The following is a 25,919-nucleotide window of genomic DNA, read 5'->3' on the forward strand; positions in this document are numbered from 1 at the left end:
GAACTCACCGAATCCCCGCTGACCGAATCCCCGGCCGCCACCGCTCTCGCGGTGCACGGCGGAGCGGAACGAAAAACTCAAGCGGTCGCGGCGTGAACTTCTTCTGCTTGTCCGTCGGCGCCGAGCAGCTCTTCGAACCGGGCGACCACCTTGGTGTGGTACATCCCGAACAGGTCCTCGAACAGCGCGAGCTGCGCGGGTGTGGGGCCCGACTCCGATTCCCAGACCGCGATCAGCGCCCGCCACACCAGCACGTGCAGATCGGCGGCGCCCGCGAAATAGGCTTCCACCGCTTCGGGTACCTCGAGCACCATTTCGCCGATGGAGTTCAGAATGGCGCGCTGCATACTCGACTCGAGGGCGACCAGCAGTTTGCGCACTACGTCGATCTCGATGGCCAGAATCCGGCGGTAGTCGGGAACATCCAGGCGCGCCAGGGTTTCCAGAGTATCGATCTCGGCCTTCAGTTCAGCGAGGTCGATACCGGCCGCGGCGGCCACACCGTGCGCGAGGCCGGTATAGGAGAGCAGAGCGTCCATGACGATGCCGCGTTCCACCTCGACGATATCCCGGAACATCTCGATGGCGACCTCCGGCATCGGGACGGAGAACCGGAACAGATGCCGATACACGTCCAGGCCGCCGGCGGCGCGCACCTCGCGGATGGTGAAACCTTTTCCGCGCCGGGCCTCGACGAATCCGTAGGACTCCAAGCGGCCGAGGGTGAGCTGGGCGGTGGCGCGGTTCATCGCGAACTCCTCGGCCACCTGACGGACCGAGGGCATCAACTCGCCCGGCTGATACTCCCCTGCGGCGACCCGCCGGGCCAGTTCGTCGGCGACGTCGGCGACCACCGTGCGGGACCCCATGGATACACCTTTCTCGGCAGCTGTTACGTCCCAGACAGTCTATGCGCAAATATGCCAGACTGCACAGGAGAACAGGCGAATCGGTTCATGGGATGGGGTATGAGCAGTCGACGTGATCCTGGCGCGCCGCCGATGCGGCAGGCGCTGCGCAGCGCCAAGCTCATGGCGCTGCCGGTCGCCTTCGCGGGCCGGCAGGCCGCGGGCGCGGGACGCCGGGCGTTGGGCCGCCCGGCGCACGAGGTGAATCGGGATATCCAGACCCGCACGGCCGAGCACATGTTCGAGGTCCTGGGCGAACTGAAGGGGTGCGCCGCGAAGCTGGGCCAGCTGCTGGCGATCTATCAGCTGGCGCTGCCCCGCGATATCGCCGCGCCGTACCAGGTCGCACTGGCGCGGCTGCAGGATTCGGCGCCGGTCATGCTGCCCGCCACCGTGCACGGCGTACTGGCCGACCACCTGGGCGCCGACTGGCGCGACCTGTTCCGGGAGTTCGACGACCGGCGCGCGGCCGCGGCCTCGATCGGCCAGGTGCACCGCGGGATCTGGCACGACGGCCGCGCGGTCGCGGTGAAGGTGATGTACCCGGGCGCCCGGGCGGCGGTGGAGTCCGACCTCGTGCAGTTGCGGCGGATATCGACGCTGGCGTCGGTCTTCCTGCCCGGGGCCGACGTGAAGTCGATCACCGAGGCACTGTGCGAGAGCGTGCGCGCGGAACTGGACTACGCGGCCGAAGCCGATAACCAGCGGGCTTTCGCGAAGGCCTGTGCCCAGAGCACGGAATTCCGGGTGCCGGAAGTGCTGGAGCAGCGCGGCGATGTGCTGGTCTCGGAATGGCTCGACGGGATTCCCGCGACCCGGATAATCGACTCCGGGAACCGGGCGCAGCGGGACCGGGTCGGCGAGTTGATGATGCGGTTCGTGCTGACCGGGTGGGAGCGGCACGGGCTGCTGTACTGCGATCCACACCCCGGTAACCTGCGGCTGCTGCCGGACGGGCGGCTCGGGGTGGTCGATTTCGGCGCCTGCGCGCCGTGGCCTCATCCGGGTTTCACTCAGCTGACGGTCGAGATGTGCGACGCGATCTTCAACGGCGGTCCGGCCGCGCTGGAGGCCGCGGTGCGCACGCACGGGTTCGCGCTGCCCGGAAGGGATTTCGACGCCTCAGCGCTCGATTCGGCGCTGGCGGCGTGCGGTGAACCCGTCCGGCACGAGCGGTTCCGCATCACCACGGCGTGGCTGCGCAAACAGGTGTTGCGCACGACGAGTCTGCGCCTGACGAATGTGATGCGGGAGCTGACCCTGCCGCCGGGGTGCACGCCGTTCGCGCGTGCTTCGCTCACCATGGTCGGCACGTTGAGCCAACTGGAGTGCGAATGCGACTACGGCGCCGAACTCGTGCGGTCGGTTCCCGAACTGGGGGCCGTCTTCGACGCGATGGGACGAGACCCGGCGCCGGGCGTTCCGGCGAGCTGAACGCCCGGCCCGGCCGCTCGCACCCTCACCGTCTGGGACATTTTCCGGTGAGCACGACTATTTTGCGGAAATTCTATCCTATTTATCCGCGGGATCGCTCAGTAATCGAGCCATTTCCGCCACGTGGGCAACAGCAGGTCCGCGAACGCGGCGTAACCCTCCGCTCCGGGATGCGCCCCGTCACCGGCCCGTACCTGCTCCATCCAGACCGTGTCGGCCACCAGCGAACGGTAGGACGCGACGTAGCGGATCCCGAGCTCGGCGCAGGTCCGGTCGAAGTACGCGTCCAACTCGGCTATCCGCTGGTTGTGCGCGGAATCGTCGACCGGCGGCGGCCCCACCACCAGCACGGACCAACCCTGGTCCCGGGCAGCCGCGAGCAACACCGACAGGTTCGCCGTCGAAGTCTGCGCGTCGACCCGGGGGCGGCCGTCGACGAAAATGGTGTCGTTGACCCCGAACGAGAACACCACCCGGCCGTCCGCCGCGGCCGGCAGCCGCACCAGACATTCCGCGGACCACCGCGCGGCGATATCCACCGATGTGTGCCCGCGGACACCCAGGTTGTACGCGGTCGCCGCCACCCCGGCGGCCCGGGCATGCGCCGTCAGCCGCCCGCTCCAGCCCAGGGCTCGCTGGTCTCCCACGCCGGCGACGAACGAATCCCCGACAAAACAGATGCGCAGATCACTACTCACCCCCCGATTCTGACAGCGTGTTGGTGTGTATCGTCCGGCTCGGGCTCCTGCATACTCACCAGCTAGTGGGCGTGGGCGGCCCGATAGCTCCACCTCGATCCGAAAGTACCGATACGACATGCGAGTCGATGGGCGGGAAATCCCGGTCACGGGCAGCCTGCTACAACCGCTCACCCGGCGAACCAGCGATATCCTCCGCGTCGTATTCGCGGCCGTCGGCGTGGCCGTGGTCATCGCCGGTTCGCTGATCACCCGGCCCGAATGGCTGGCACTGGAACGGTCGGTCTCCAATATCGTCGGGTTCCTCAATCCCGACCAGTCGAACCTGGTCTATCTGCTGTACGGGATAGCCATCCTCATCCTGCCGTTCGCGATCCTGGTGGAACTGGCGTTCGGGCGGCAGTGGAAACTGCTCGCCGGCTATGCCACCGCCGGGCTGGTGGCGGTCCTGCTGCTGTCGATCACACCGAGCGGCCTGTCGGCCCCGCAATGGCATCTACAGGTCCCGGAGAATCTGGACGACAAGACCTTCCTCCAGCAATTCCTCGACGATCCGAGATGGATCGCCATGCTGGCGGCGGTACTCACCGTCGCCAGCCCCTGGCTGCCGGTGCGTACCCGCCGCTGGCTCTGGGTACTGCTGCTGGCCTTCGCCCCGATCCACCTGGTGGTCAGCACCGTGGTACCAGCCCGAGCCATGTTCGGGCTGGTGGTGGGTTGGCTGGTGGGGGCCGTGATCGTCCTGCTGGTCGGAACCCCCGCCCTGGAAGTGCCGCTGGACGCGGCGGTCCGGCAGCTGGCCCGGCACGGGTACACCGTCAATCGGTTCACCGTCGTCCGTCCGGCCGGCCCCGGAGCGCTCATGCTCTCCGCCACCGTGGAGGAACGCGAACGAGCACTGGTGGTGGAGCTCTACGGAAAGAACCAGCGCTCGCTCAGCGCATTACGGCAGCTGTGGCGCTGGCTGACCTTCCGCTCCAGCGAAACCGCCCCGCTACACGGCTCCATGCACCGAGCCGTCGAACATCGCGCGCTGATGGCGATCGCGCTCGGCGAACTGGGCCTGTCCGCGCACCGGCCGGTGACGGTCGCCGGCCTGCCGCGCGGCTGGATGCTGTACGCCCACACACTGCCCGCCGGCCGCTCGATCGAACAGGATCCCGGTGACACCGATGCGCTCGACGCGGTGTGGCGGGCACTCACCGTCTTGCGGGACCGCGGGATCGCCCACGGTGAACTGCGGCCCGCGGAGATCCGGATAGGTCCCGACGGCGCGCTGTTCGGCGGTTTCACCGCGGCCGAGTTGTGCGCCTCCGACGCTCAGCTCCAATCCGATATCGCCCAGCTGCTGGTCTCGATGACGGCGGTGTTCGGCCGGGAAGCGGCGGTACGGTCGGCGATCAGCGAACTCGGTGAGCAGACCGTGCTCACCGCGTCGCGGCGCCTCACCAAATTCGCGATGCCGGGCGGGATCCGCAAATCCATTCCGGGCTGGAAGTCGGTGGTGACCGCGGCCCGCGACGAGGTCCGCACCCAGACCGGCCAGGACCGTATCGAAGCCGAACAGATCACCCGGTTCAGCCGCAAGAGCCTCATCCAGCTGGTGCTGCTGATCGGCCTGGTCTACGTGGCCTACCCGTTCATCAGCGCGGTCCCGACCTTCTTCACCCAGCTCAAAGAAGCCAACTGGTGGTGGGCGCTCGCCGGACTGGCGCTGTCCTCGCTGACCTACCTGGGCACCGCCGCGGCACTGTGGGCCTGCGCGTCCAATGTGGTGAAGTACTGGCCGCTGGTCCTCATGCAGATCGCGAACACCTTCGCCGCTACCACCACCCCCGCACGGGTGGGCGGACTGGCCCTCAGTGTGCGGTTCCTGCAGAAGGGCGGTGTCGGGGCGGTACGCGCCACGGCCGCGGTCGCGTTGCAGCAAGCCGTGCAGGTCTGCACCCATATCGCGCTACTGGTGTTGTTCAGCGTCGCCGCCGGGACGTCGACAGACCTCTCCCATTTCGTCCCCTCGCCGACGGTTCTGTATCTGATCGCCGGAGTCGGGGTAGGGATCATCGGCACCTTCATGTTCGTGCCGAAACTGCGCCGCTGGCTCAACACCTCGGTACTCCCCCAAGTGCAGGAGGTGGTCAGCGAACTCGCCCTGCTGGCACGCGACCCGAAACGCTGCGCCATCATCGTGCTCGGCTGCGCGGCGCTCACCCTCGGGCAGGCCCTCGCACTGTTCGCAAGCGTGCAGGCGTTCGGCGGCGGCACCACTTTCGTGACCGTCACCATCGTCACGATGATCGGCGGCACCCTGGCCTCGGCCGCGCCGACGCCGGGCGGCGTCGGCGCGGTGGAGGCCGCGCTGATCGGCGGTCTGGCCGCGTTCGGCCTGCCCGCCGAGGTGGCGGTGCCCTCGGTCCTGCTCTACCGGGTACTCACCTGCTGGATTCCGGTGTTCTGCGGCTGGCAGGTGATGCGCTGGATGACCGAGAAGAACATGATCTGAGCTGTGTCTAATTGCCCCGCCTTCGGCGGGGCGGGTCGGGGCCCTTGTCAACCCCGGTTCTTCACTCCTGCGCTCAGTCGCTGCGCTCCTTCGCTTCGTCGCTCCAGAACCGGGGCGGGCCCCGACCATGGAATGGTGACCGTTCGGTGTGGTGGTCGTGGGTCGTCATTTCTGGGGGTGGGTGGCTGCGCTGCTTCGCTTCACCCCTGCAGAACTGGGGCGGGGCTCCGACCATGGGACGGTGACCGTTCGGTGTGGTGGTCGTGGGTCGTCATTTCTGGCGGTCGGTGACTGGGCTGCTTCGCTTCACCCCTGCAGAACCGGGGCGGGCCCCGACCACGGGAGGTCAATCGAGGTCGTCGAAGGCGTCTGCGGTCGTGCGGAGGCCTGCGCTCACGAGCGCGATATTGGCCAGTGATGCGGTGTGCACCTGGTGGTCGGCGGCGGCCACGCAGTCGGCAACCGTATAAACGGTGAAGCCGAGGTCTGTTCCGTGGCGCGCGGTCTGCTCGACGGTGAGGTTGGTGGCGACACCGGTCAGGAACAGTGTGTCGATATCGTGCTCGGCCAGCCAGCGAGGCAGATCGTTACCGGCCAGACCCGACAGTTTCTGGTTGTCGACGATCCGGTCGGCCTGGCCGGCTATCTCATCGATCAGCTCGGCGCCCGCGGAATCCGGCCGGAACTCGTGCTGGGCCGCCCCTACCGACTGCATGAATCCGGTGTTGCGGACCAGCCGGCCCTCTCCTTCGGGAACGGTGAACCGGGTGCAGATGATCGGCAAGCCCAGTTCCGCCGCCTGTTTGTGGAAATCCGCAGCCCGCTGCACCACACCGCTGGCGGCCACCGGTCCGGCCAGCATCGGGCCGAAGAAACCTTCCGGCCGAATAACGTTCACCTGCCAGTGCAGGGCGAGAACTGCAGCATGTTGATCCGACATGGCGTAGATACTCGACTATCCGCGCCGCGGGCGCACAGCTCCCGGGAAAAATCCTGGCCACCGGGCGCGCCGGAGTCGCCCCCGCGGAGATGCGCCGGATCGGCGAGCCACCGGCCCGGCCGATCCGGCCCATGATTCACGTGAAACGTTGCCTACGAATCACCCTTGCGCAGCTCCACTTTCACGACCTTGCCGCTGGCGTTACGCGGTAGTTCCGCCACGATCACCAGTTCCTTGGGGTGCTTGTAGCGGGCCAGGTTCTCATTGAGGAACGCGCCGAGGTCTTCGAGCGTGAGCTCATCGTCCGGATCGTTGAGCGCCACGACCGCGACCGGAACCTCGCCCCACTTCTCGTGCGCCTTGCCGATCACGGCCGCCTCGCGGATCTTCGGATGCGCGAACAGCACGTTCTCCACCTCGGCGCAGTAGATGTTCTCGCCGCCGGAGATGATCATGTCCTTCTTGCGGTCCACCACATAGATGAAGCCCTCTTCGTCCGCGCGAACGAGATCACCGGAGTGGAACCAGCCACCGGCGAAGGCGTCCGCGGTCGCCGCGGGCTTGTTCCAGTACCCGGCCATCATGGTGGGGCCGCGGTAGACGATCTCACCGACGTCGCCGGGCGTCACATCGTTCATCTCTTCGTCGACGATGCGGGCCTGGATCGTGGGGATGACCTTGCCGACCGAGCCGAGCTTGCGGATCGCGTCCTTGCCGTCGAGCACGCAGGTGATCGGCGACATCTCGGTCTGCCCGAACACCGCGACATTGAACGCGTCGGGGAACGCGTCGGCCATCGCCTTCAGCACGGTGTCCGACGCGGGGGCCGCGCCCCAGCTCAGGGCCCGCAGCGCGAGTTTGCGCTGTTTCACGGTCGGATCGTCGCAGATCAGCTGCCACTGAGCGGGCACACAGAACGCGGAGGTGGCCTGCTCGGCCTCCACGGCGTCGAGGAACTCGGACGCACTGAAGGCCCCCAGCGGATGCAGCACCGTTTTGGCGCCGAGCAGGAAGGCCGGCGCCAGGCTGCCCAGGCCGGCGATATGGAACAGCGGCGAGGTACAGAAGCCGATCGATTCCTGGTCCAGCTGCATCGCCCGGATACAGGTGAGTGCCTGGGAGTTCATATTGCCGTAGGAGAGGATGGCGCCCTTCGGGCTGCCGGTGGTGCCCGACGTGTACATGATGAGCGAGGGCGTGTCCTCGGGGATATCGAGCGGGGTGTGCGCTTGCCCTTCTTCGGCGAGCGCGTCCTCGAAGCCGATCACCCCCTCGCCGCTGTTCCCGCCGATCACGAAGCAGTGCTCGAGTCCCGGCGCCTGGGCCTGCACCGCGGTGGCCAGCGGCTGCAGCACCGAGTCGGTGACCACGGCCTTGGCGCCGCTGTCGCCGACGATATAGGCGACCTCGGGTGGGGTGAGCCGAAAGTTCACCGGGACCGCGATCGCGCCCAGGGCGTTGATACCGAACACAGCCTCCAGGTATTCGGGGTAGTTGAGGGCCAGAATGATCACCCTGTCACCGAACCCGATGCCGCGGCGCGATAGCGCGTCGGCGAATTTCTGGGACCGTTCGTGCAGTTGGCGCCAGGTCGTATCGGCGCCGCGGAAACGCAGCGCCACCTCGTCCGGCCGCATCACCGCGTGCGCGGCGATCTGGTTGTTCCAGTGATTGCGACGCGATCTGATCGGCTCGTCGAGGGCCTGCGCACCGGTGGTCATCCCACGTACTCCTCTCGGTACCGCGTGACCCCACCGGAGTGTCCGGCGCCACACGCGGTGTGAACGTGTCGGCAGAATAACAATTCACTTGAGCACCGGCAAGGAAATCAGGACCGAATAGCGGTTAATCCCGAGGAACCGGACCAGGGAACAAGTTCGCGCTCGTTGAAGCGTGTATTTGCGATGATACGCGGCTATCGATGCATCACCCAGCTACACCAGATACCATCACTTATGCGAATCACGACTCACTTCCAGGGTTGATCGAGCGTCGATTCCCGTGGCACCATGCAGCAGACGCGGACTATCCGCGGAAAGTAGAGGAGAGCACCGATGCTGCGGACCAGGTTCACCGAAACCTTCGGTATCGAACAACCGATCGTGCAGGGCGGGATGATGTGGGTCGGCCGGGCCGAACTCGTCGCGGCCGTGGCCAACGCCGGTGGGCTCGGTTTCATCACCGCACTCACTCAGCCCACCCCCGACGATCTGCGGCGCGAGATCGAGCGCACCCGCGAACTCACCGATAAGCCGTTCGGGGTGAACCTGACCATCCTGCCGTCCATCAACCCGCCGCCGTACGAGGAGTACGCGCGGGCGATCGTGGACAGCGGCATCAAGATCGTGGAGACGGCCGGCAGCAACCCCGAGCCGTTCCTACCCACCTATCGCGAGGCCGGAATCAAGGTGGTGCACAAGTGCACCAGCGTGCGGCACGCCCTCAAGGCGCAGAAGATCGGTGTGGACGCGGTCAGCATCGACGGCTTCGAATGTGCCGGGCATCCCGGCGAGGACGATATTCCGGGTCTGGTGCTCATCCCCGCCGCGGCACGCGCGCTGACCATCCCGATCGTCGCCTCCGGCGGTATCGCCGACGCGCGCGGTCTGGTCGCAGCCCTGGCGTTGGGCGCCGACGGAGTGAACATGGGCACCCGTTTCCTGTGTACCCAGGAATCCTCCATCGATCAGCAGGTCAAGCAGCAGATCGTCGCCAACTCCGAGCGCGATACCAAGCTCATTTTCCGCACCATGCACAACACCGCACGTGTCGCCGCCAACGAGATCAGCCGCAAGGTGGTCGAGATCGAGAAAGCCGGCGGGAAGTTCGAAGACGTCCGTGAACTGGTTTCGGGCGCCCGCGGCCGCCGGGTCTTCGAGGAAGGCGATCTCGACGCCGGTATCTGGTCGGTCGGCCTGTGCCAGGGCCTGATCGAGGACATTCCGAGCTGCGCCGAACTCATCGACCGGATGGTCACCGAGGCCGAAGAACTGATCAGCGCCCGGTTGGCCGGTTACGTGGCGTCGGCCTGAACGATCCCGTTTCCACGGGAGTCGGAACACCCTGCGCCTCGTCGGACCAATGGCGATTCGATCCGACGCAGGAGGGCGGGAAGTCATCCGGGAAAGGTTGGCTTCCCGCACTTTTCCACCGCCGGCCGGGCGGATAGCCGGCTCGTGCGACGCCGGTCGGCTCGGGCGCCCATGGCCGCCCGATGCGGCGTAGTGCCAGGGCGGGCTCGGCGATAAGTGGGCGAGCCGAACGGTTCGGGGCGGGCGAGCAACCAGTCGGCGATGACCTCACCGCAGGCACGCACGGTCTCGAGTGGTCGGCTCAGTGCGCGGCGAGCGCGGCCACCGCGTCGTAGTCGTGCGCGGCGACCACCTCGATACCGTCGGGCAGCGCATGCAAACGATGGATTGTCTCGAAGGCCTTGTCCCGGTCTGCGTCGAACAACTGCCCCGGCATGGGTGCCTTCTCCCGGATCAACTCGATCTGCAGCCGGTTCCACACCGAGTCACCGGCCAGCAGCACCCGGCGACCGTCGCGGGTGGCCAGCAGCACACCGATACTGCCCGGCGTATGCCCGGCCAGGTCCACCAGTAATACCGAACCGTCCCCGAACAGGTCCCGGCTGCGCGCGAAGGTGAGCACCGGCGGTCCATCGAGTTCGAGCGGATCCAGCGACCGGCCCGCCAATGGACCCCGCACCACTCCGGCCGGGGCGTGCGGACCGTCCAGCGCCCAACTCAGTTCCGCGGACGGCAACCGCATGGGCACCGCCTCGGGCAGTTCGAGCACACCGGAGATATGGTCCCAGTGCAGATGGGTGGGCAGGACGAAATCGAGCGCGGCCGGGTCGATATCACGGGCGGCCAGCGCGTCCGCCAGTCCGAGTACCGGTTTGTCCGGAGCGACCAGCAGGGGAAGCGGGAACGGCAACCCCGGCAGCACCCGCCGGTGCACCTGCGCGCACAGCGCCGGGTCCACCACGAACCGTGCAGACGGATGCTCGACGATATAGGCGGCCATGGCCATCGGCAGATGGCCGAGACTCCGCACACCCTCCGCCACGACGGTCGTCGGCGCGGACATCCGGCCCTGCACCAGAACAGTCAGCCCCACACTCGCCCGCACCGGTGGCAGCGGCGCCGATTCGAGCCCGGCCAGGAACCCGGTATCGGCACGTCGAGGGCGTAGCAACCGCGCCGGCGTGGCGGCCAGTGCCGCGCAGCAGCTCAGCAGAGTCGGCAGCGTGCGGGTTCGTCCATCCGTGGAATCGGCCACCCGGCAACGGTACCGCCCGGCACCATCGGAGATCACCGAACTCGGCCGTCGCACCCAGCACCCAGCACCCAGCACCCAGCACCCAGCACCCAGCACCCAGCACCCAGCACCCAGCACCCAGCACCCAGCACCCAGCACCCAGCACCCAGCACCCAGCACCCAGCACCCAGCAAGGATGACGCGTACCGGGCAGTTGGGCAGGCTACATCCCTCGACCGATCGGCCGACTCCGGAAGACACACGGCGCCAACAGAATCGAAAATCCGTGCGGCCCGAGTTCTCCGGCATAATCGAGGCGTGAGGCCGGACACGCAGCTGCTGTGCTGGATTGACCCCACCACGGGGATCGCTGCGTGGTCACTGTCCGCTACCCCGGATTCCGGCATCCGCCTCGGACGCTACTGTCCGGCCGACCGGCTGTCCGGAGCGCGCAAGGCCGATATCCGGGTATCCGCTCCGCCCACCCGGCCTGCGGCCGTCGTATCTGCGCTGTCGCCCGAATGAACGATTCTCGCGACGGGGTGGTGTTCCTGTTCCCGGGCGAAGGTGGGGAGCACGAGCGGATGGGTCGAACGCTGGCCGCCCGCTACCCGGTGTTCGCGGCAGCGGTGACCGCGGCCGGTGACGCTGTCGCGGCCGCGGGCGGACCGCGCGTATGGACACCCCGATACGGTTTCCGCCCGGCCGGTACCGCGGTCGGACCGCCGGGCGCCGAGAGTGCGTACGCACAACCGGAATTCACACAACCCGCCCTGTTCGCCTACCAGGTCGCGCTGGCCGGCTTGCTCGTCTCCTGGGGTGTGACGCCGGACGCGGTGGTCGGACACGGGATCGGAGAGGTCGCGGCGGCCGTGACCGCCGGCGCGCTGCCGCTGCCCGATGCCGCGACAGTCGCGGTGGCGCGTGGGCGCGCGGTGGCGCGTGTACAGGATTCCGTGGCCGTCGCCGAACTGCTCACCTCGGAATCCGAGGTGATCCGATTGGTGGAGCCGATGGGTGAGAAGGTCGCGATCACGGCGGTCAACGGTCCGCGGTCGGTACTGATCTCCGGGGCGACCCAGCATGTGGACGTGGTGATCCGCCGGGCCGAACGTCGCGGGATCGCCGCCGCTCGCACGGCGCGGGGCGGTACCGCGCACGGCCCGAGCGCGGGCGAGGTCGTACCCGAATTCCGCACCACGCTGGAACGGATCGGTCCGACCGTGCCGCGTATCCGCGTCTACTCCGGTAGCCGAGCGGGCCGGGTCATCGATTCTGCCGTGATGTCGGCGCCGTACTGGGCCGAGAACCTCACCCGCAGAGTCGAATTGCACGCGGCGCTGCGGCAGGCGGCCGACGACGGTATGACCACGGTTCTGGAGCTGGGTCCGGAACCACTACTGGCGGAAGCGGTCCGGGCGATTCCGCGGTTCACCCACAGCACCTACCCTGTCGCACAGCGGGACGACGAGGGCACGGCCTTCCTCACGTGCCTCGCCCAGCTCCACGCCGCACGAACGCTCGGTGCGGCGGCGGCCGGCCGGCCGGGGCGCACGAAGAATCGGGAAAATCCGTATTCGGGTACCACCCGAGTTCTCGATCGGGAAGCGGGACGAGACGACGGAACCCATCGCATCGGTCGAACCGAGATGCCCGAGGGCGCAGGGAGCAGTTCTCCGGCAGTTGCATTCACCGAACGGGAAGGTGACCGCGATTCGGCGCAGCCGGATCGCCCGCCCGGCTTCGCACCCACCACGGACCGCGGGGCCGATCGCGACCGGGAATCCGGCGGGGAGGATTTGCGGGCGGAGGTCACGGGTGCCGGAACGCTGGCATCGATACGGCTCGCCGATGACCCCCCACCCACGGATATCATCGCATGGACCCGGATGGTCGATGCCAATAGGGCTATCCGGTTCATGGCGGGCCGGGTCGCCGTGGATACGCCGATGGAGATCGACAGCGCCGGTACGTATGTGGTCAGCGGCGGACTCGGCGCACTGGGCTCGGTGATGGTGCGCCGACTACTCGCCGCGGGTGCCCGCGATGTCGTGGTCCCGACTCGCTCGCCGCGGCCGGTGCCGCCGCTGCTCGAGGGTTTCGAAGACCGGATCGTGGTGGTGCGCTGCGATACCGCCGACCGTCAAGACCTCGACAACGCCCTGCGCGATATTCGCGAAACCGGATGCACGATCCGTGGCGTCGTCCACGCCGCACAGGTTTTCGAGGACACAGTGGTCGGCGCGGCCGTATCCGCAGATTCGGCGATCGGTCCCGAACTGGTGGGACAGTCGCGTACCGGGCACCCAGGATCGATGTCCGAGGATCCGGCTCTCGATGCCGGACGGCTGGCACGGCGGTTCGCGCGGATCTCGGCGGCCGCGGCAAACCTCATCGAACTCACCGCGGCCGACCCGGTCGCCTTCATCGCTGTGTTCTCGACTCCGGTCACCGGCTCGTCCCGGCCCACCGGACCACCGGTCGACAATTCATGGGTTTATCCGGACACCGCCGACCCTCGGGGGAACTGACCATCGCGGCGGGACCCGAGCACGTAGGGCGTGCCGTGATGACCGGACCACCGAAGAGGCGGTGTGCCGACGAGTGCTCGGTCGTTGTGGATCATTGATCGGTCCGGCCGAGCAGTCGATCGGTTTCCCGGCGCTCCCGTTTCGTGGGGCGGCCGGTCCCGCGGTCACGCTGCGGGAGGGTAGCGAGAACTTCTTTGGGCGGCGGCGGTGGACTGCGATCGATCATGCACTGGGCGGCGATCGGAGCACCGACCCGTTTGGTGATCACTCGCTCGACGACGACGATCCGCTCGACACCACTGTTGCGGATACGGATCTCATCGCCGGGTCGCACCGGTTGCGCGGGTTTGGCCGTCACACCGTTCACACGCACATGCCCGCCTTTGCAGGCGGCCGCGGCAGCCGACCGAGTCTTGAACAGCCGTACAGCCCAAACCCAGGAGTCGACCCGGGCCTGGCTGGGGCCGTCGTTGTACTCGGTAGCGGCTCGGTTCACCCGCTATACGATACGACGCGCGGTGACCACATCGTCGGGGGAAAGGTGGGTGTAGGTGACCGGCTCACCGGACTGCACGGCGTTCAGGAGCATGCCGTCACCGGCGTACATCCCCACGTGGCCGCCACCGTTGGTGATGACGATATCGCCGGGCTTCAGGCTCTCGAACGCGATCGGCGCGCCGACATGGGACTGTTCGAAGCTGGTGCGCGGCAGCTTGATACCGGCCTGCTTGTAGGCCCACTGGACGAGGCCGGAGCAGTCGAAGTTGGCCGGACCGGCGGCACCCCAGGAGTACATGGCGCCGACCTTGGACTTGGCGGCGTCGAGTGCGACATCACCGAGTGTTTGCTGCTGAATCGGCGCGGGGGGCGCGAAGTTGGGCAGAGCGGGCGCGGCGGGCATGGCGTGCGGAGCCTGCTCCAGCACCTGGTTCAGCTGCTGGTTGAGCTGCTGCGCCGGTGCGGCGTACTGGTCCGGCACCTCGACATCGAATTTCCCGATACCGGGTACATCGATCGTGGCGGTCGCGGCCGAGGCGATCGCGGGCATCGTGCCCGTGGTCGCGGCCAGCGTGCCCATGACCAGCGCACCCTTGACAGAATTAGGCAGCTTGGATTCTCGCTGCAAGCTGTGCTTACCCACCGAGCTACGTCTCCGATCTTCGTGCTCTCCCGTCGCTCCGATCGCGCGTCCTGCTCATATCGCGGCGGTCGGCGGCGGCGGTGACCCAGTGGCGCCGCCTCACTTACGAAACGACTCGACTCCACTAAGTCACAAGAAGGTTACGATGCCCGACCGGTGTTGTCCAGCCGAACACGCCGGTATTTCTCGCGAACAGGGAGTACAGGTGTAAAGCCCTGCGCCGCCAGCATCTTTCGGCCCACCGAGCAGGTCACGGCGAGGTCTCGCCCGGGCGTGTTCGCCGGTAGTTCACTTCCGGATCCCCGGGGCACTCTGATATCGAGCCTCCGCTAACCCTCTCTAGGACATGAAATAGATGCGCCCAGATTTCCCGATCGGCCCGCTACGGTATGAGGGCATGGACCCCGTGCGGAACCCGTATGCGCCCGGCGCAGGTCAGCGTCCACCCGAACTTGCGGGTCGCGGCAAACAGCTCGACGCGTTCGATATCGTGCTCGAACGGATCGCCCGGGGCCGGCCGGAACGCAGTGTCATGCTGACCGGGCTGCGCGGTGTCGGGAAGACGGTCCTGCTCAATCAGTTGCGCTCGGCAGCAGTTTCGCGCGGCTGGGGCACCGGCAAGATCGAGGCCCGCCCCGACCAGGAACTGCGGCGGCCGCTGTCCTCGGCCCTGCACATGGCGGCGCGTGCCATCGCGAAGACACACCGCAATCCGGAGCGGGTCGACGATTTCCTGGGAATTCTCAAGGCATTCGCCCTGCGCGCGACCGCGGACAGGGGGATGCGGGAACGGTGGCAGCCGGGTATCGATGTACCGGCGGTGACCGGGCGCGCCGATTCCGGCGATATCGAGATCGATCTGGTGGAGCTGTTGATGGAGGCCGCGGCGCTGGCCCAGGATGTCGGCGCGGGGATCGCCGTGTTCATCGACGAGATGCAGGACCTGGGCGCCGCCGATATCTCGGCGATCTGCGGCGCGTGCCACGAGCTCAGCCAGGACACGGCGCCGTTGATCGTGGTCGGGGCGGGTCTCCCGCATCTGCCGGCCGTTCTGTCGGCGTCGAAGAGCTACTCCGAACGACTGTTCAGCTACCACCGCATCGATAGGCTGGACCGGGAGTCGGCCGACCTGGCGTTGATCGCGCCGGCCGAACGCGAGGACGTGAAATTCTCCGACGAGGCCCTCACATCGCTCTACCGCAAAGCCGACGGCTACCCCTATTTCGTGCAGGCCTACGGCAAGGCGACCTGGGATCAGGCGCCGGGCAGCCCCATCAGCGCCGAGGACGTCGAGGTCGCGGCGCCGACCGCGGAGGAGGAACTGGCGGTCGGTTTCTTCGGTTCCCGATACGAACGCGCGACCCCCGCCGAACGCGAGTACATGCGGGCGATGGCGGATCTGTCCGGCGACGACGGCCCGGTCGCCACCTCGGCGGTCGCCACCGAACTGGGCCGCAAACCCGCCTCGCTGTCGCCGGCGCGCGACGGTTTGATCAAGAAGGGCCTCATCTACTCCGCCGAACGGGGCACGATCGGTTTCACGGTCCCGCATTTCGGCCGATACCTGCGCGGTGCGGCGACATGACCACCTCGCACCAGCGGACTCTTCACTCCGCAATCGGATCCGGTAGATACCGGTAGCGAGTCCTGACAGCCGGAGAACCGGTCGATCAGGACTTTCTATAGCTTTCTTGTAACAGCGCTAGATCTCTGTATATATCGCGATCGACCTCACTCGAGGGCTATATACGCACGTCTAGAACTCGCGCTATAGGCCCGTACAAGTCCGAAGAGCGCCCACCGGGCACCGCGACAGCCGACCGCCGGCACCAGCGACCACCAGTGGTCGAGTTGTGCACACGACCCCCAACCGAAACCTGATCTTGATCATCCGGCGAGCCGGAATCGAGATTTTGCCGTACTGTGTTGTAGATCACCTTGTGTGGTCGGTCACAAGCCACGCCGGAAGGCCAACGCAGCCCGGGCGGCGTTCGCACCGCGACCGGTGAGCAACTCAGGAGGTATCCATGACACGCAGCGACTTCGCGGAACTCCGATACGCCGTAAACCAGCTCCGCCAGTCCATCGGGGTACTGCGCGCCAACTACGGAGACGCCGGCACCGTCCGCCGCCTCGAGAACGATCTCGAGCGGCTCTGCATCGATGCCGACGAACTCGAGCAGAGCCCGCCACCGCAGGTGGCGGCACGCGGCCAGGAGCCCATCTACGTCCCGGACAGCAAGTCCGACGAATCGGCCTGGATGGGAGCCCAGGACGAAGGACTCGGCTTCCACTCGCGGCCGCGCACTCAATAACCGCGGGGAATTCACCGTCGAATAACTGAACGCCGGACATCGGGCCCGAGCCCGATGCGCCATGGGCGGCCGGTCGCCGGACAGGCGACCGGCCGCCCATGTTTGCGACGTGTTCACCGAACAAGAGCGGCAGTAAATGTGGCGCAAATCACCCACCCTCGAGGGCATCGGGATTGCGTGGACCCTGCTCGTCCGATAGCGGGCCGGGCGTATGGTGCTCAGCATCACATTCGATCGCGGAGGTACCCATGACCACCCGCACCGCCGATCAGCGAGGCATCGACCAGTGAGTGCCGTAACGACCACAGCCCCTCCCGAATCGGGCACAGGTGTCTTCAGCAGGACCCGGGCACGGATCGCCGCCCGCACCCTACGCACGGATCGGTGGTGGCTACCGCCCCTGATCACGGTGATCGGCCTGGCCGCGTTCGTCACCTACGCGACCATCAGATCGTTTGTGCGAACGGCGTATTGGGTGCCCGATTTCCACTACCTGACACCGTTCTACTCCCCCTGCCTGAGCACATCGTGCGTCGAGGGCTCGAGCCATTTCGGAACGCCCTTCGGCGACCTCCCGATATTCCTGCCGCTGGGCTTCCTGGTGTTGCCGTTCCTGCTCGGGTTCCGGCTGACCTGCTACTACTACCGCAAGGCCTACTACCGGTCGGTGTGGTTCTCGCCGCCGGCCTGCGCGGTCGCCGAACCCCACGCGAAATACACCGGTGAGACCCGGCTTCCGTTGATCATCCAGAACGCGCATCGCTACTTCTTCTACGTCGCGGTGCTCATCTCGCTGATCAACACCTACGATGCCGTCATCGCCTACCACGGCAAAACGGGCGGCTTCGGGATGGGGCTGGGCAGTGTGATCATCACCGCGAATGTCGTCCTGCTGTGGGCGTACACCCTGTCCTGCCATTCGTGCCGGCATATCGCGGGCGGACGGCTCAAGCATTTCTCCGCGCATCCAGTGCGGTACTGGTTCTGGACGCAGGTCTCCAAACTCAACACCAGGCATATGACCTTGGCCTGGACAACGCTGGGCACCCTCGTGCTCACCGACTTCTACGTGATGTTGGTTGCCAGCGGCACGATTTCGGATCTTCGCATCATCGACTGAGGAGTTTGTACGGCTATGCCCGAAGTGGAGCGGCACACCTACGACGTCGTGGTGATCGGTGCCGGCGGCGCCGGCCTGCGCGCGGTGATCGAAGCCCGAGAACACGGCCTGAAAGTGGCGGTCGTGTGCAAATCACTTTTCGGCAAGGCCCATACCGTGATGGCCGAGGGCGGCTGCGCGGCGGCAATGGGCAATGCCAACGAAAAGGACACCTGGGAAACCCATTTCCGCGACACCATGCGCGGCGGGAAGTTCCTGAACAACTGGCGGATGGCCGAACTACATGCCCGGGAGGCGCCCGACCGGGTGTGGGAGCTGGAAACCTACGGCGCCCTGTTCGACCGGACCCCCGACGGCAGGATCAGCCAGCGCAACTTCGGCGGCCACACCTATCCCCGGCTCGCCCACGTCGGGGACCGCACCGGGCTCGAGTTGATCCGCACCATGCAGCAGAAGATCGTCTCGCTGCAGCAGGAGGACTACGCGGAAACCGGTGACTACGAGTCGCGGATCAAGGTTTTCGCCGAGTGCACGATCACCGATCTGCTCAAGGACGGTGATCGGATCAGCGGCGCCTTCGGCTACTGGCGCGAATCCGGTCGATTCATCCTGTTCGAGACCCCCGCGGTCGTTCTGGCCACCGGCGGTATCGGCAAGTCCTACAAGGTGACCTCGAACTCCTGGGAGTACACCGGCGACGGGCACGCGCTGGCGCTGCGCGCGGGGGCGCGCCTGATCAATATGGAGTTCCTGCAGTTCCACCCGACCGGGATGGTGTGGCCGCCGAGCGTGAAGGGGATCCTGGTCACCGAGGGCGTCCGCGGCGACGGCGGAGTCCTCAAGAACACCGACGACAAACGGTTCATGTTCGACTACATCCCCGCGGTCTTCAAGGGCCAGTACGCCGAGAGCGAGGAAGAGGCCGATCAGTGGTTGCGGGACAACGATTCCGCTCGCCGCACGCCTGACCTGCTGCCACGCGACGAGGTGGCCCGGGCGATCAACGAGGAGGTCAAGGCTGGTCGGGGAACCGAACACGGCGGTGTCTACCTGGATATCGCCTCCCGGCTGACACCGGAGGAGATCGTTCGCCGGCTGCCGTCCATGCACCACCAGTTCAAGGAACTGGCCGATGTCGACATCACCAAGGAACCGATGGAGGTGGGCCCCACCTGCCATTACGTGATGGGCGGTATCGAGGTCGATCCGGACACCGGCGCGGCTCAGGTCCCCGGCCTGTTCGCCGCGGGTGAATGTTCAGGCGGTATGCACGGTTCCAATCGTCTCGGCGGTAACTCCCTGTCCGACCTGCTGGTTTTCGGTCGACGTGCCGGGCTCGGGGCGGCCGAGTACGTCGAGCGGCTCCCCGGCCGCCCGGCTGTCGCCGATACCGATATCGCCGCGGCCGCCCAGCTGGCGCTCGCTCCGTTCGACCCGCCCGAGGGCGGTTCCGGCGAGAACCCGTACACCCTGCACACCGATCTCCAGCAGACCATGAACGATCTGGTGGGGATCATCCGCAAAGAGCAGGAGGTCCGCGAAGCGATCACCCGTCTCGACGCGCTGCGGGATCGGTTCGAACACGTCACCATCGAAGGTCACCGGCAATTCAATCCGGGCTGGCATCTGGCACTCGATATGCGGAACATGCTGGTGGTCAGCCAGTGTGTGGCGCAGGCCGCGCTGCTGCGCACCGAGAGCCGCGGTGGACACACCCGCGACGACCATCCGGGGATGGATCCGCAGTGGCGGAACAAACTCCTCGTCTGCACGGTGGGCGACGACGGAGTCTCCGGAGTACCGGATATCTCGGTGACGGTGCAGGACCAGACACCCATGCGCTCGGAACTACTCGCCCTTTTCGACTTCGGCGAGTTGGAAAAGTACTACACCCCAGCCGAACTCGCGGGCCACCCGGCCGCGGCGGACGACGCCGCGGCGGGGTCGACCCCGGTCAGCGGCGAACCGGACAGCAAGGAGGCGTGAGCCGATGAGTTACGACGCCGAGTTCCGCGTATGGCGCGGCGATACCGAGGGCGGCGAACTGCAGGATTTCACGGTCCCGGTGCACGAGGGCGAAGTGGTTCTCGACATCATCCACCGGCTGCAGGCCACTCAGGCATCCGATCTCGCGGTCCGCTGGAACTGCAAAGCGGGAAAGTGCGGTTCGTGTTCGGCGGAGGTGAACGGAAAACCGCGCCTGCTGTGCATGACCCGCATGTCCACCTTCACACCCGAAGACGTTGTCACAGTGACGCCACTTCGCACCTTCCCGGTGATACGCGATCTGGTGACCGATGTGTCCTACAACTATCAGAAGGCGCGGGAGATACCGTCGTTCACGCCGCCGCCGGATCTGAAGCCCGGTGACTACCGTATGCAGCAGGTGGATGTGCAGCGGTCGCAGGAGTTCCGCAAGTGCATCGAATGCTTTCTGTGCCAGAACACCTGCCATGTGGTACGCGACCACGACGAGAACAAGGACGCTTTCGCCGGGCCCCGCTACCTGATGCGGATCGCCGAGCTGGAGATGCATCCACTGGATGTGGCCGATCGCCGGGACGCGGCGCAGGAGGAACACGGACTCGGCTACTGCAATATCACCAAATGCTGTACCGAGGTCTGCCCGGAAAACATCAAGATCACCGATAATGCGCTGATCCCGATGAAGGAGCGAGTCGCCGACCGGAAATACGATCCGATCGTCTGGCTCGGCAACAAGCTCTTCCGGCGCTGACCGGTCTCGGAAAACGGGTCACAGCATCGCGACCACACCGGTCGCGACCAGCCCCACGAGCACTCCGACGAACAACGCCGAGAGCACCGAGCCGGTGAGTGCGAATACCCCCACCGCCGACACCGCAAAGAGCAGCCCGACGATCAACCATTCGATGCCGTCGCCGGGCCCAAATTTACGGAGGCGGGGATGAGAATTCTTTATCCCTCGGTCCACATATTGTTGTCTACCCGTTACCTAGCGGTCCAAACCCCGTGCTCGCGGGCCCGACCATCCCGGTGAACAGCGTTACGGCCGGTCGAACTCACCATCGCGGACCCCGGCCGTGAAGGCCGCCCATTCGCCCGGGGTGAAGACCAGCACCGGCCCGTCGGGGTTCTTGCCGTCCCGCATTCCGACATGGCCGTCGGCGAGCATCGCGATCTCGACATTGTGCGATCCCGGCGTGTCGACACCTTCTCCGGTCCCGCCGTTCAGCCACCGGGCGCCGGACAGGTCCACATTCGTACCGTTGCCGATGCTCATCCAGATTCTCCTTCACCAGCCGCGAAGTCGCCGTTATTCGTGTCGATGGTTCGGCGCAACGCGCCGTAAAGCATGTAGCGCGATGCTACGCGCTGGGCCCGATCGCCCGGTTGTACACCCGTCTACACGAAATTCGCCGATCCGATGCCGACAAAGTCGCCGAATCTCACACGATCTGCGACGTTCTCGGCCTATGGTGAGCTGTTGGTCGTATGTGCACACCCGGAAAACCACCGCGGACAACAGGAGTCGACCGCGGGTTCAGAAGGAGGTCGTGTGATGCGGTTGAATCTGGACGCCCCGATCCCCACCCTGCTCGACTGCGGTGACGATCCCGGCGTTATGACCCTCGATCAAGCTCATTCGGCGATGCAACTACATCTGGACTGCACCGTCGACGAGTGCCGGGTCCGCCGGCGTGCTCGCTCCACCCTGGTGGACTCCGGACGCTGCGTGCTGGACAATCGCGCCCTGCAATAGCGCATCACGACCTTCGCCCGCTCCGGCGATCCCCCCGTCACCAGCAGCGGTGGGTCGATCGAGCGCGCGCTGGAGCCCGCCGTTCCCGCACCGAGCTCCGCGGCCGGTCTCAGTGCCAGCGGTGATCGGTGATCGGGGTGCGCGGCCCGAACCGCGGCTTACGCGCCTGGCCGCTGATCTCCAGCAGGCGGATGGTCCGGTAGCGATGTGGGCGTACGGGTTCTAGATAGTCGACCATCTCGGCGTCATCGATATCACGGCCGAGCAGGGTCCAGCCGACCACCGACGCCAGATGGAAATCACCCACCGAGAGCGCGTCCGCGTCCCCGAAGGCGCGTTGCGCGGTTTCCGCGGCCGTCCATTCACCTATTCCCCTGATGGTGCGAAGCCGGCGAGCGGCCTCACCCGGCGGTAGCGCGGCGGTGCGTTCCAGCGAATCGGCCAGCCCCGCCACCCGGACGATGGTCTGCCAGCGCTGCGGTCCCACATTGGCGCGGTGGAAACTCCACGACGGGATCCGGCGCCAGGTGTCGGCGTCCGGCGCGACGCGCATCCCCTCGGGGGCGGGCCCGGGCGCCGCGCTGCCGAAACGATGCACCAGGCAACGCCACGCGGCATGGGCCGAAACGGTGTGGACCTTCTGTTCCAGGACCGCGGGTATCAACGCTTCGAGCACCAGGCCGGTTCGCAGCATTCGCAATCCGGGGTACCGCTGATGCGCCGCGGCCACCGTGGGATGAATGGGGACGAAATCGTCCAACTGGTCGTCCAGACACAGCATATGGTCGAGCCGGTCGAGGAATTCCGCGGCGCCCGGGCCCCAGGCGTCCGCTGTCACCGTGGCCGGATCGGCCTGGACCAATCGGTAGGTGACCGGCCCCGTCGGCATCCGCGACGCGTGCCAGTGCGCGCCGTCCGGAGTGATCTGGTGACAGGGGTCGCCGGGGCCCCGGCGCAGCGGCGCCAGGGTATGGGCGAGATCTATCGGTGCACCGGCGGACAGAGTCCGGGTCGCCCGCGGTGCGCCTGCCGCAGGGCCCGCTGATCGGATGGGCATCCTGCCATTGTGCGCCCGGCCGAGTAACGGCATCTCACCGCGGGCCGATGGACGGTTTAGTTGAGCAAATACCTAGTTGTTGCCTTGACCGGAGGTTCCTATGATCACTCAGGCGCTCAATTGGCTGCTCGATATCTGGGGCTCGGTTTTCGCCGGCAGCTCCGGCTACGAAGTCGGGCCGGGCACCCTTCCATTCGGCAGTTGAGCCGCCGCGGTGGGTGGCCGGACCCGAGGTCCGGCCACCCACCGCGGATATCGAAGCCCTTTGCGAACCGAAATCAAAAGTCCCCCAATAGGATTTGAGCCAAATGGCGTCCGCGTCGAGTCGCGAGCTGGGCAGCCTGGGTACGGCAGGAGAATCCGTCCGCCGCTACGACCGCGTCCGGTTCCGCGGCGGCCAAGGCCGGCAGTATCCCGTTTTCCGCCACCGCGACCGATATCTCGTAGTGCCCCTGCTGCATGCCGAAATTACCCGCCAGTCCGCAACACCCGGCGATCTCTGTCACCTCGACCTCCATCTGGGCAAATATTCGGCGATCGGATTCGAAGCCCAGCACCGAATGATGGTGACAATGCGGCTGCACCACCACCGAACGCCCCGGATAGCGCGGCGGTCGCCAGTCCGGTTGCGCCGTGAGGAACTCCGCCAGCGTGCGGACCGCGGCCGCGACCGGACCGGACCGAGGATCCTCGGGCAGCAGTTCCGGTAGATCGGCTCGGAGTGCGGCGGTGCACGAGGGTTCGAGACCGACGACCAGCCCCCCGGCGCGGACATGGGGATCGAGTTCGGCGAGGGTGGCGCGCAGCTTGGCCCGGGCGCCGTCCAGTTGCCCGGTGCTGATCCAGGTCAGTCCACAGCACACCTGGCGGCGTGGCAGCACCACGCGATATCCCAGCGAGTTCAGCAGCTGGACCGCAGCCACCGCGATATTCGGGTCGAAAGCGTTGGTGAACGTATCCACCCACAGCATCACGGTGGCCACTTCAGGGTCTACTACCTGCTGTTTCTCCGATTCTGCGCGCCAGATCCGCCGGAAGGAGCGGTCGGCCAGTTCCGGCGCCTCCCGGCGCGGATCGATACCGGCCGCCCGCAGGCCCAGCCGCCGCAGCGGCCCGGCCCCGGCCAGTGCGTTGACCAGTCGCGGTACCCGGGTAGCGACGGACAGCCAACGAGGGAGCATCCCCAGCGTGTAGTGGTCGCGCGGGCGCGGCCGCCGGCGATAGCGGCGGTAGAGGGTCTCGGCTTTGTAGGTCGCCATATCCACACCGGCCGGACAATCCGAACCACAGGCCCGGCAGGACAGGCACAGGTCCAGCGATTCGGACACCTCGGGCGCGGCCCAGTCCAGCTCCCCGCGGACCACCTCCTGCAGAATCCGCGCCCGGCCGCGCGTGGTGTCCTTCTCGTCGGCGGTCGCCAGATACGACGGGCACATGAAACCACCCGTCGCGCGGGTATCGGCCCGGCATTTACCGACGCCGACACAACGGTGGACCGCGGTGGACATATCCCCCGCGTCCCGGGCCAGCGCGAAACCACCCACCCGAGGCAACGGCGGGAACCCTGACAACCGCAGATCGGCGTCGAGCGGGCGCGGGTCCACCACGACACCCGGGTTGAGGATGTTCGCGGGATCGAAGAGCGCCTTGTAACCGGCGAACACCGCCAGGACCTCCGGCGAGTACATGATCTCCAGCAGTTCGGAACGGGCCCGCCCGTCGCCGTGCTCGCCGCTCAACGAACCGCCGTGGCCGACCACCAGATGCGCCGCGTCGGTCAGGAAAGCGCGGAACCGGTCCGGGGCGGCGGCGATGGGCAGATCCAGCCGGACATGGATACAGCCGTCGCCGATATGCCCGTAGAGCAGCCCATCGAGTTTGTGCTCGCGGGTCAATTCGTCGAAATCGCGCAGGTAGGCCCCGAGCCGGGCAGGCGGGACCGCGGCGTCCTCCCAACCCGGCCAGGCCGGTTGCCCGTCCCGGGTCCGTCCGGCCAGACCCGCGCCGTCGGCCCTGATCCGCCACAGCGCGGCCGCCGCGCCCGGATCGTCGATGATCCGCGTGTCCAGCGCACCGGTCACCCGGCACAGTTGTCGCGCGGCGGCCGCGGTCGCCGCGGCGTTCTCCCCGGCCAGTTCGACGAACAGCCACCCGTCACCGCGCGGCAGGTCGGGAACACGACCCCGGTGCGCACGCACGGCCTCGACCACACCGGCGTCGATACCCTCCACCGCGACCGGCGCGACCGAGACCACCGCGGCGATATCGTCGGCGGCGGTCGCGAGATCCGGGTAGCCAAGTACGACGAGAAGGGTCGCGGCGGGGATGTCGACCAGTTCGACCTCGGCTTCGAGCAGCACACCGCAGGTGCCCTCGGTACCCACGAACGAACCGGCCACCGAGGTTCCCCGCTCGGGCAGCAGATGTTCCAGACCGTAGCCGGACGCCTGCCGGTCGAACCGGCCGAGATCGGTGCGGAGCACGGCCAGGGAAGCGGCGGTGAACTCCGGCAGGCCGGGAACCGCGGTCAGTGCGTCGGCGAGATGACGGGGGGTACCGGTGCCGTCGAGGATCCGCAACCGCCGGACCCGGTCGGATGTGCGGCCCCAGGCGATCGCATGCGGCCCGCAGGCATTGTTTCCGATCATCCCGCCGAGGGTGCAGCGGTTCTGGGTGGATGGATCGGGCCCGAACCGCAACCCGTGGGCTCGCGCCCGGTTCTGCAGATCCGACAGCACCACACCCGGCTGGACCCGCGCGGTCCGGCCGTCGGGATCGATCTCGAGTACCCGGGACATGTATCTGCTGAAATCGAGCACTATGCCCGCGCCCACCGCATTGCCCGCGACCGAGGTGCCGCCGCCGCGCGGGGTCAGGGCCAGGCCCTCGGCCCGTGCGATCTCCAGCACCGCCGCCACATCCCCGTCGGACCGGGGAAAGACCACCGCCTCGGGCAGCACCCGGTAATTCGACGCGTCCGACGAGTACTCGACCCGGCGGCGGCGGGTGACGTCCACCGCGTCCGCACCGATTCGGGCGCGCAGATGCCGCGCTAGAGTGTCCCGTCGCATGTCCTGGTCGGTCACACGCACCAGCCTAGGCTCGCTACCCCGTTCTGTTCGCCCGCCACAGCCCACGGCCTCGAACTCACAAAGAAACTTCTGGCGGCGATGGAACCTGTCTCCATCTGGTGCCGTCCAACCTTGTAGCAAAGCAGGATTCGGGTCGAGGAATCCCGAAACCTGTGGCCCGTGGTCACGAGCG

The 25,919-nt window shown here is 67.0% G+C and carries 21 protein-coding genes; 10 read left to right on the forward strand and 11 right to left on the reverse strand.

The window, feature by feature from the left end; all coding sequences use genetic code 11:
• Positions 1–77: 77 nt before the first annotated feature.
• On the reverse strand, positions 78–869 hold the full coding sequence (locus tag OG804_RS22230) for a GntR family transcriptional regulator (protein WP_328389497.1): 792 nt from the start codon (positions 867–869) through the stop codon (positions 78–80).
• 99 nt (positions 870–968) lie between these two features.
• Between OG804_RS22230 and OG804_RS22235 the strand changes: the two genes are divergently transcribed.
• Positions 969–2,342 (forward strand): ABC1 kinase family protein, encoded by a 1,374-nt coding sequence (locus OG804_RS22235; RefSeq protein ID WP_328389499.1) that lies wholly within the window; start codon positions 969–971, stop codon positions 2,340–2,342.
• 98 nt (positions 2,343–2,440) lie between these two features.
• Here OG804_RS22235 and OG804_RS22240 read toward each other — a convergent pair whose 3' ends face one another.
• Entirely contained in the window at positions 2,441–3,040 is a 600-nt protein-coding gene (locus tag OG804_RS22240; RefSeq protein ID WP_328389501.1) for a DUF459 domain-containing protein, read from the reverse strand.
• 118 nt (positions 3,041–3,158) lie between these two features.
• Between OG804_RS22240 and OG804_RS22245 the strand changes: the two genes are divergently transcribed.
• Complete coding sequence (locus tag OG804_RS22245; RefSeq protein WP_328389503.1) at positions 3,159–5,543, forward strand: lysylphosphatidylglycerol synthase transmembrane domain-containing protein; 2,385 nt, start codon at positions 3,159–3,161, stop codon at positions 5,541–5,543.
• A gap of 346 nt (positions 5,544–5,889) precedes the next feature.
• Here the strand turns inward: OG804_RS22245 and OG804_RS22250 are convergent, their stop codons facing one another.
• A complete protein-coding gene (locus tag OG804_RS22250) occupies positions 5,890–6,483 on the reverse strand; it encodes a cysteine hydrolase (protein WP_328389505.1) in 594 nt (197 codons plus the stop codon).
• Between the two features lie 152 nt (positions 6,484–6,635).
• Positions 6,636–8,204, reverse strand: a complete 1,569-nt coding sequence (fadD5, locus tag OG804_RS22255; RefSeq protein WP_328389507.1) for a fatty-acid--CoA ligase FadD5 — start codon at positions 8,202–8,204, stop codon at positions 6,636–6,638.
• A 333-nt stretch (positions 8,205–8,537) separates the two neighbouring features.
• Here fadD5 and OG804_RS22260 point away from each other — a divergent pair, with 333 nt between their 5' ends.
• Entirely contained in the window at positions 8,538–9,515 is a 978-nt protein-coding gene (locus OG804_RS22260) for an NAD(P)H-dependent flavin oxidoreductase (protein ID WP_328389510.1), read from the forward strand.
• Between the two features lie 301 nt (positions 9,516–9,816).
• Here OG804_RS22260 and OG804_RS22265 read toward each other — a convergent pair whose 3' ends face one another.
• A complete protein-coding gene (locus OG804_RS22265; protein WP_328389512.1) occupies positions 9,817–10,770 on the reverse strand; it encodes an MBL fold metallo-hydrolase in 954 nt (317 codons plus the stop codon).
• Between the two features lie 500 nt (positions 10,771–11,270).
• Here OG804_RS22265 and OG804_RS22270 point away from each other — a divergent pair, with 500 nt between their 5' ends.
• A complete protein-coding gene (locus OG804_RS22270) occupies positions 11,271–13,280 on the forward strand; it encodes an acyltransferase domain-containing protein (protein WP_328389514.1) in 2,010 nt (669 codons plus the stop codon).
• Between the two features lie 91 nt (positions 13,281–13,371).
• On the opposite strand, the gene OG804_RS22275 is transcribed toward OG804_RS22270, so the two are convergent.
• Positions 13,372–13,776, reverse strand: a complete 405-nt coding sequence (locus OG804_RS22275; protein ID WP_328389516.1) for an RNA-binding S4 domain-containing protein — start codon at positions 13,774–13,776, stop codon at positions 13,372–13,374.
• 3 nt (positions 13,777–13,779) lie between these two features.
• Complete coding sequence (locus tag OG804_RS22280) at positions 13,780–14,358, reverse strand: C40 family peptidase (protein WP_442941899.1); 579 nt, start codon at positions 14,356–14,358, stop codon at positions 13,780–13,782.
• Between the two features lie 460 nt (positions 14,359–14,818).
• Here OG804_RS22280 and OG804_RS22285 point away from each other — a divergent pair, with 460 nt between their 5' ends.
• From OG804_RS22285 to OG804_RS22305, 5 genes are all read left to right on the forward strand, one after another.
• Positions 14,819–16,006, forward strand: coding sequence for an ATP-binding protein (locus tag OG804_RS22285; RefSeq protein WP_328389520.1), 1,188 nt, complete (start codon positions 14,819–14,821; stop codon positions 16,004–16,006).
• 442 nt (positions 16,007–16,448) lie between these two features.
• A complete protein-coding gene (locus tag OG804_RS22290; RefSeq protein ID WP_328389522.1) occupies positions 16,449–16,736 on the forward strand; it encodes a hypothetical protein in 288 nt (95 codons plus the stop codon).
• 286 nt (positions 16,737–17,022) lie between these two features.
• Entirely contained in the window at positions 17,023–17,856 is an 834-nt protein-coding gene (locus OG804_RS22295) for a hypothetical protein (RefSeq protein ID WP_328389524.1), read from the forward strand.
• 15 nt (positions 17,857–17,871) lie between these two features.
• Complete coding sequence (locus OG804_RS22300) at positions 17,872–19,842, forward strand: fumarate reductase/succinate dehydrogenase flavoprotein subunit (RefSeq protein ID WP_328389526.1); 1,971 nt, start codon at positions 17,872–17,874, stop codon at positions 19,840–19,842.
• Between the two features lie 4 nt (positions 19,843–19,846).
• On the forward strand, positions 19,847–20,593 hold the full coding sequence (locus OG804_RS22305; RefSeq protein WP_328389528.1) for a succinate dehydrogenase/fumarate reductase iron-sulfur subunit: 747 nt from the start codon (positions 19,847–19,849) through the stop codon (positions 20,591–20,593).
• Positions 20,594–20,611: 18 nt separating this feature from the next.
• Here the strand turns inward: OG804_RS22305 and OG804_RS22310 are convergent, their stop codons facing one another.
• Together OG804_RS22310 and OG804_RS22315 are read right to left on the reverse strand one after the other, a co-directional pair.
• Positions 20,612–20,809: a hypothetical protein gene (locus OG804_RS22310; RefSeq protein WP_328389530.1), complete on the reverse strand. Its 198-nt coding sequence runs from the start codon at positions 20,807–20,809 to the stop codon at positions 20,612–20,614.
• A 72-nt stretch (positions 20,810–20,881) separates the two neighbouring features.
• Positions 20,882–21,118: a DUF397 domain-containing protein gene (locus OG804_RS22315; protein WP_328389532.1), complete on the reverse strand. Its 237-nt coding sequence runs from the start codon at positions 21,116–21,118 to the stop codon at positions 20,882–20,884.
• A gap of 279 nt (positions 21,119–21,397) precedes the next feature.
• Between OG804_RS22315 and OG804_RS22320 the strand changes: the two genes are divergently transcribed.
• Complete coding sequence (locus tag OG804_RS22320) at positions 21,398–21,598, forward strand: hypothetical protein (RefSeq protein ID WP_328398617.1); 201 nt, start codon at positions 21,398–21,400, stop codon at positions 21,596–21,598.
• A 109-nt stretch (positions 21,599–21,707) separates the two neighbouring features.
• Here OG804_RS22320 and OG804_RS22325 read toward each other — a convergent pair whose 3' ends face one another.
• The gene (locus OG804_RS22325; protein WP_328389534.1) at positions 21,708–22,655 is read right to left on the reverse strand and encodes a DNA-3-methyladenine glycosylase family protein; all 948 of its coding nucleotides are present in this window, start codon (positions 22,653–22,655) and stop codon (positions 21,708–21,710) included.
• A 278-nt stretch (positions 22,656–22,933) separates the two neighbouring features.
• Positions 22,934–25,726, reverse strand: a complete 2,793-nt coding sequence (locus OG804_RS22330; protein ID WP_328398619.1) for an FAD-binding and (Fe-S)-binding domain-containing protein — start codon at positions 25,724–25,726, stop codon at positions 22,934–22,936.
• Positions 25,727–25,919: the final 193 nt, after the last annotated feature.

Source organism: Nocardia sp. NBC_00416, from assembly GCF_036032445.1.
Lineage (GTDB): Bacteria > Actinomycetota > Actinomycetes > Mycobacteriales > Mycobacteriaceae > Nocardia.

What these genes read in the sequence shown, in the direction of transcription:
- fadD5 (WP_328389507.1), bottom strand. Translation starts at nt 8,204, where the DNA reads ATGACCACCGGTGCGCAGGCCCTCGACGAGCCGATCAGATCGCGTCGC.
- OG804_RS22320 (WP_328398617.1), top strand. Translation starts at nt 21,398, where the DNA reads ATGCGGTTGAATCTGGACGCCCCGATCCCCACCCTGCTCGACTGCGGT.
- OG804_RS22280 (WP_442941899.1), bottom strand. Translation starts at nt 14,358, where the DNA reads ATGGGCACGCTGGCCGCGACCACGGGCACGATGCCCGCGATCGCCTCG.
- OG804_RS22245 (WP_328389503.1), top strand. Translation starts at nt 3,159, where the DNA reads ATGCGAGTCGATGGGCGGGAAATCCCGGTCACGGGCAGCCTGCTACAA.
- OG804_RS22325 (WP_328389534.1), bottom strand. Translation starts at nt 22,655, where the DNA reads ATGCCCATCCGATCAGCGGGCCCTGCGGCAGGCGCACCGCGGGCGACC.
- OG804_RS22290 (WP_328389522.1), top strand. Translation starts at nt 16,449, where the DNA reads ATGACACGCAGCGACTTCGCGGAACTCCGATACGCCGTAAACCAGCTC.
- OG804_RS22330 (WP_328398619.1), bottom strand. Translation starts at nt 25,726, where the DNA reads ATGCGACGGGACACTCTAGCGCGGCATCTGCGCGCCCGAATCGGTGCG.
- OG804_RS22285 (WP_328389520.1), top strand. Translation starts at nt 14,819, where the DNA reads ATGGACCCCGTGCGGAACCCGTATGCGCCCGGCGCAGGTCAGCGTCCA.
- OG804_RS22270 (WP_328389514.1), top strand. Translation starts at nt 11,271, where the DNA reads ATGAACGATTCTCGCGACGGGGTGGTGTTCCTGTTCCCGGGCGAAGGT.
- OG804_RS22230 (WP_328389497.1), bottom strand. Translation starts at nt 869, where the DNA reads ATGGGGTCCCGCACGGTGGTCGCCGACGTCGCCGACGAACTGGCCCGG.
- OG804_RS22250 (WP_328389505.1), bottom strand. Translation starts at nt 6,483, where the DNA reads ATGTCGGATCAACATGCTGCAGTTCTCGCCCTGCACTGGCAGGTGAAC.
- OG804_RS22305 (WP_328389528.1), top strand. Translation starts at nt 19,847, where the DNA reads ATGAGTTACGACGCCGAGTTCCGCGTATGGCGCGGCGATACCGAGGGC.
- OG804_RS22300 (WP_328389526.1), top strand. Translation starts at nt 17,872, where the DNA reads ATGCCCGAAGTGGAGCGGCACACCTACGACGTCGTGGTGATCGGTGCC.
- OG804_RS22260 (WP_328389510.1), top strand. Translation starts at nt 8,538, where the DNA reads ATGCTGCGGACCAGGTTCACCGAAACCTTCGGTATCGAACAACCGATC.
- OG804_RS22235 (WP_328389499.1), top strand. Translation starts at nt 969, where the DNA reads ATGAGCAGTCGACGTGATCCTGGCGCGCCGCCGATGCGGCAGGCGCTG.
- OG804_RS22315 (WP_328389532.1), bottom strand. Translation starts at nt 21,118, where the DNA reads ATGAGCATCGGCAACGGTACGAATGTGGACCTGTCCGGCGCCCGGTGG.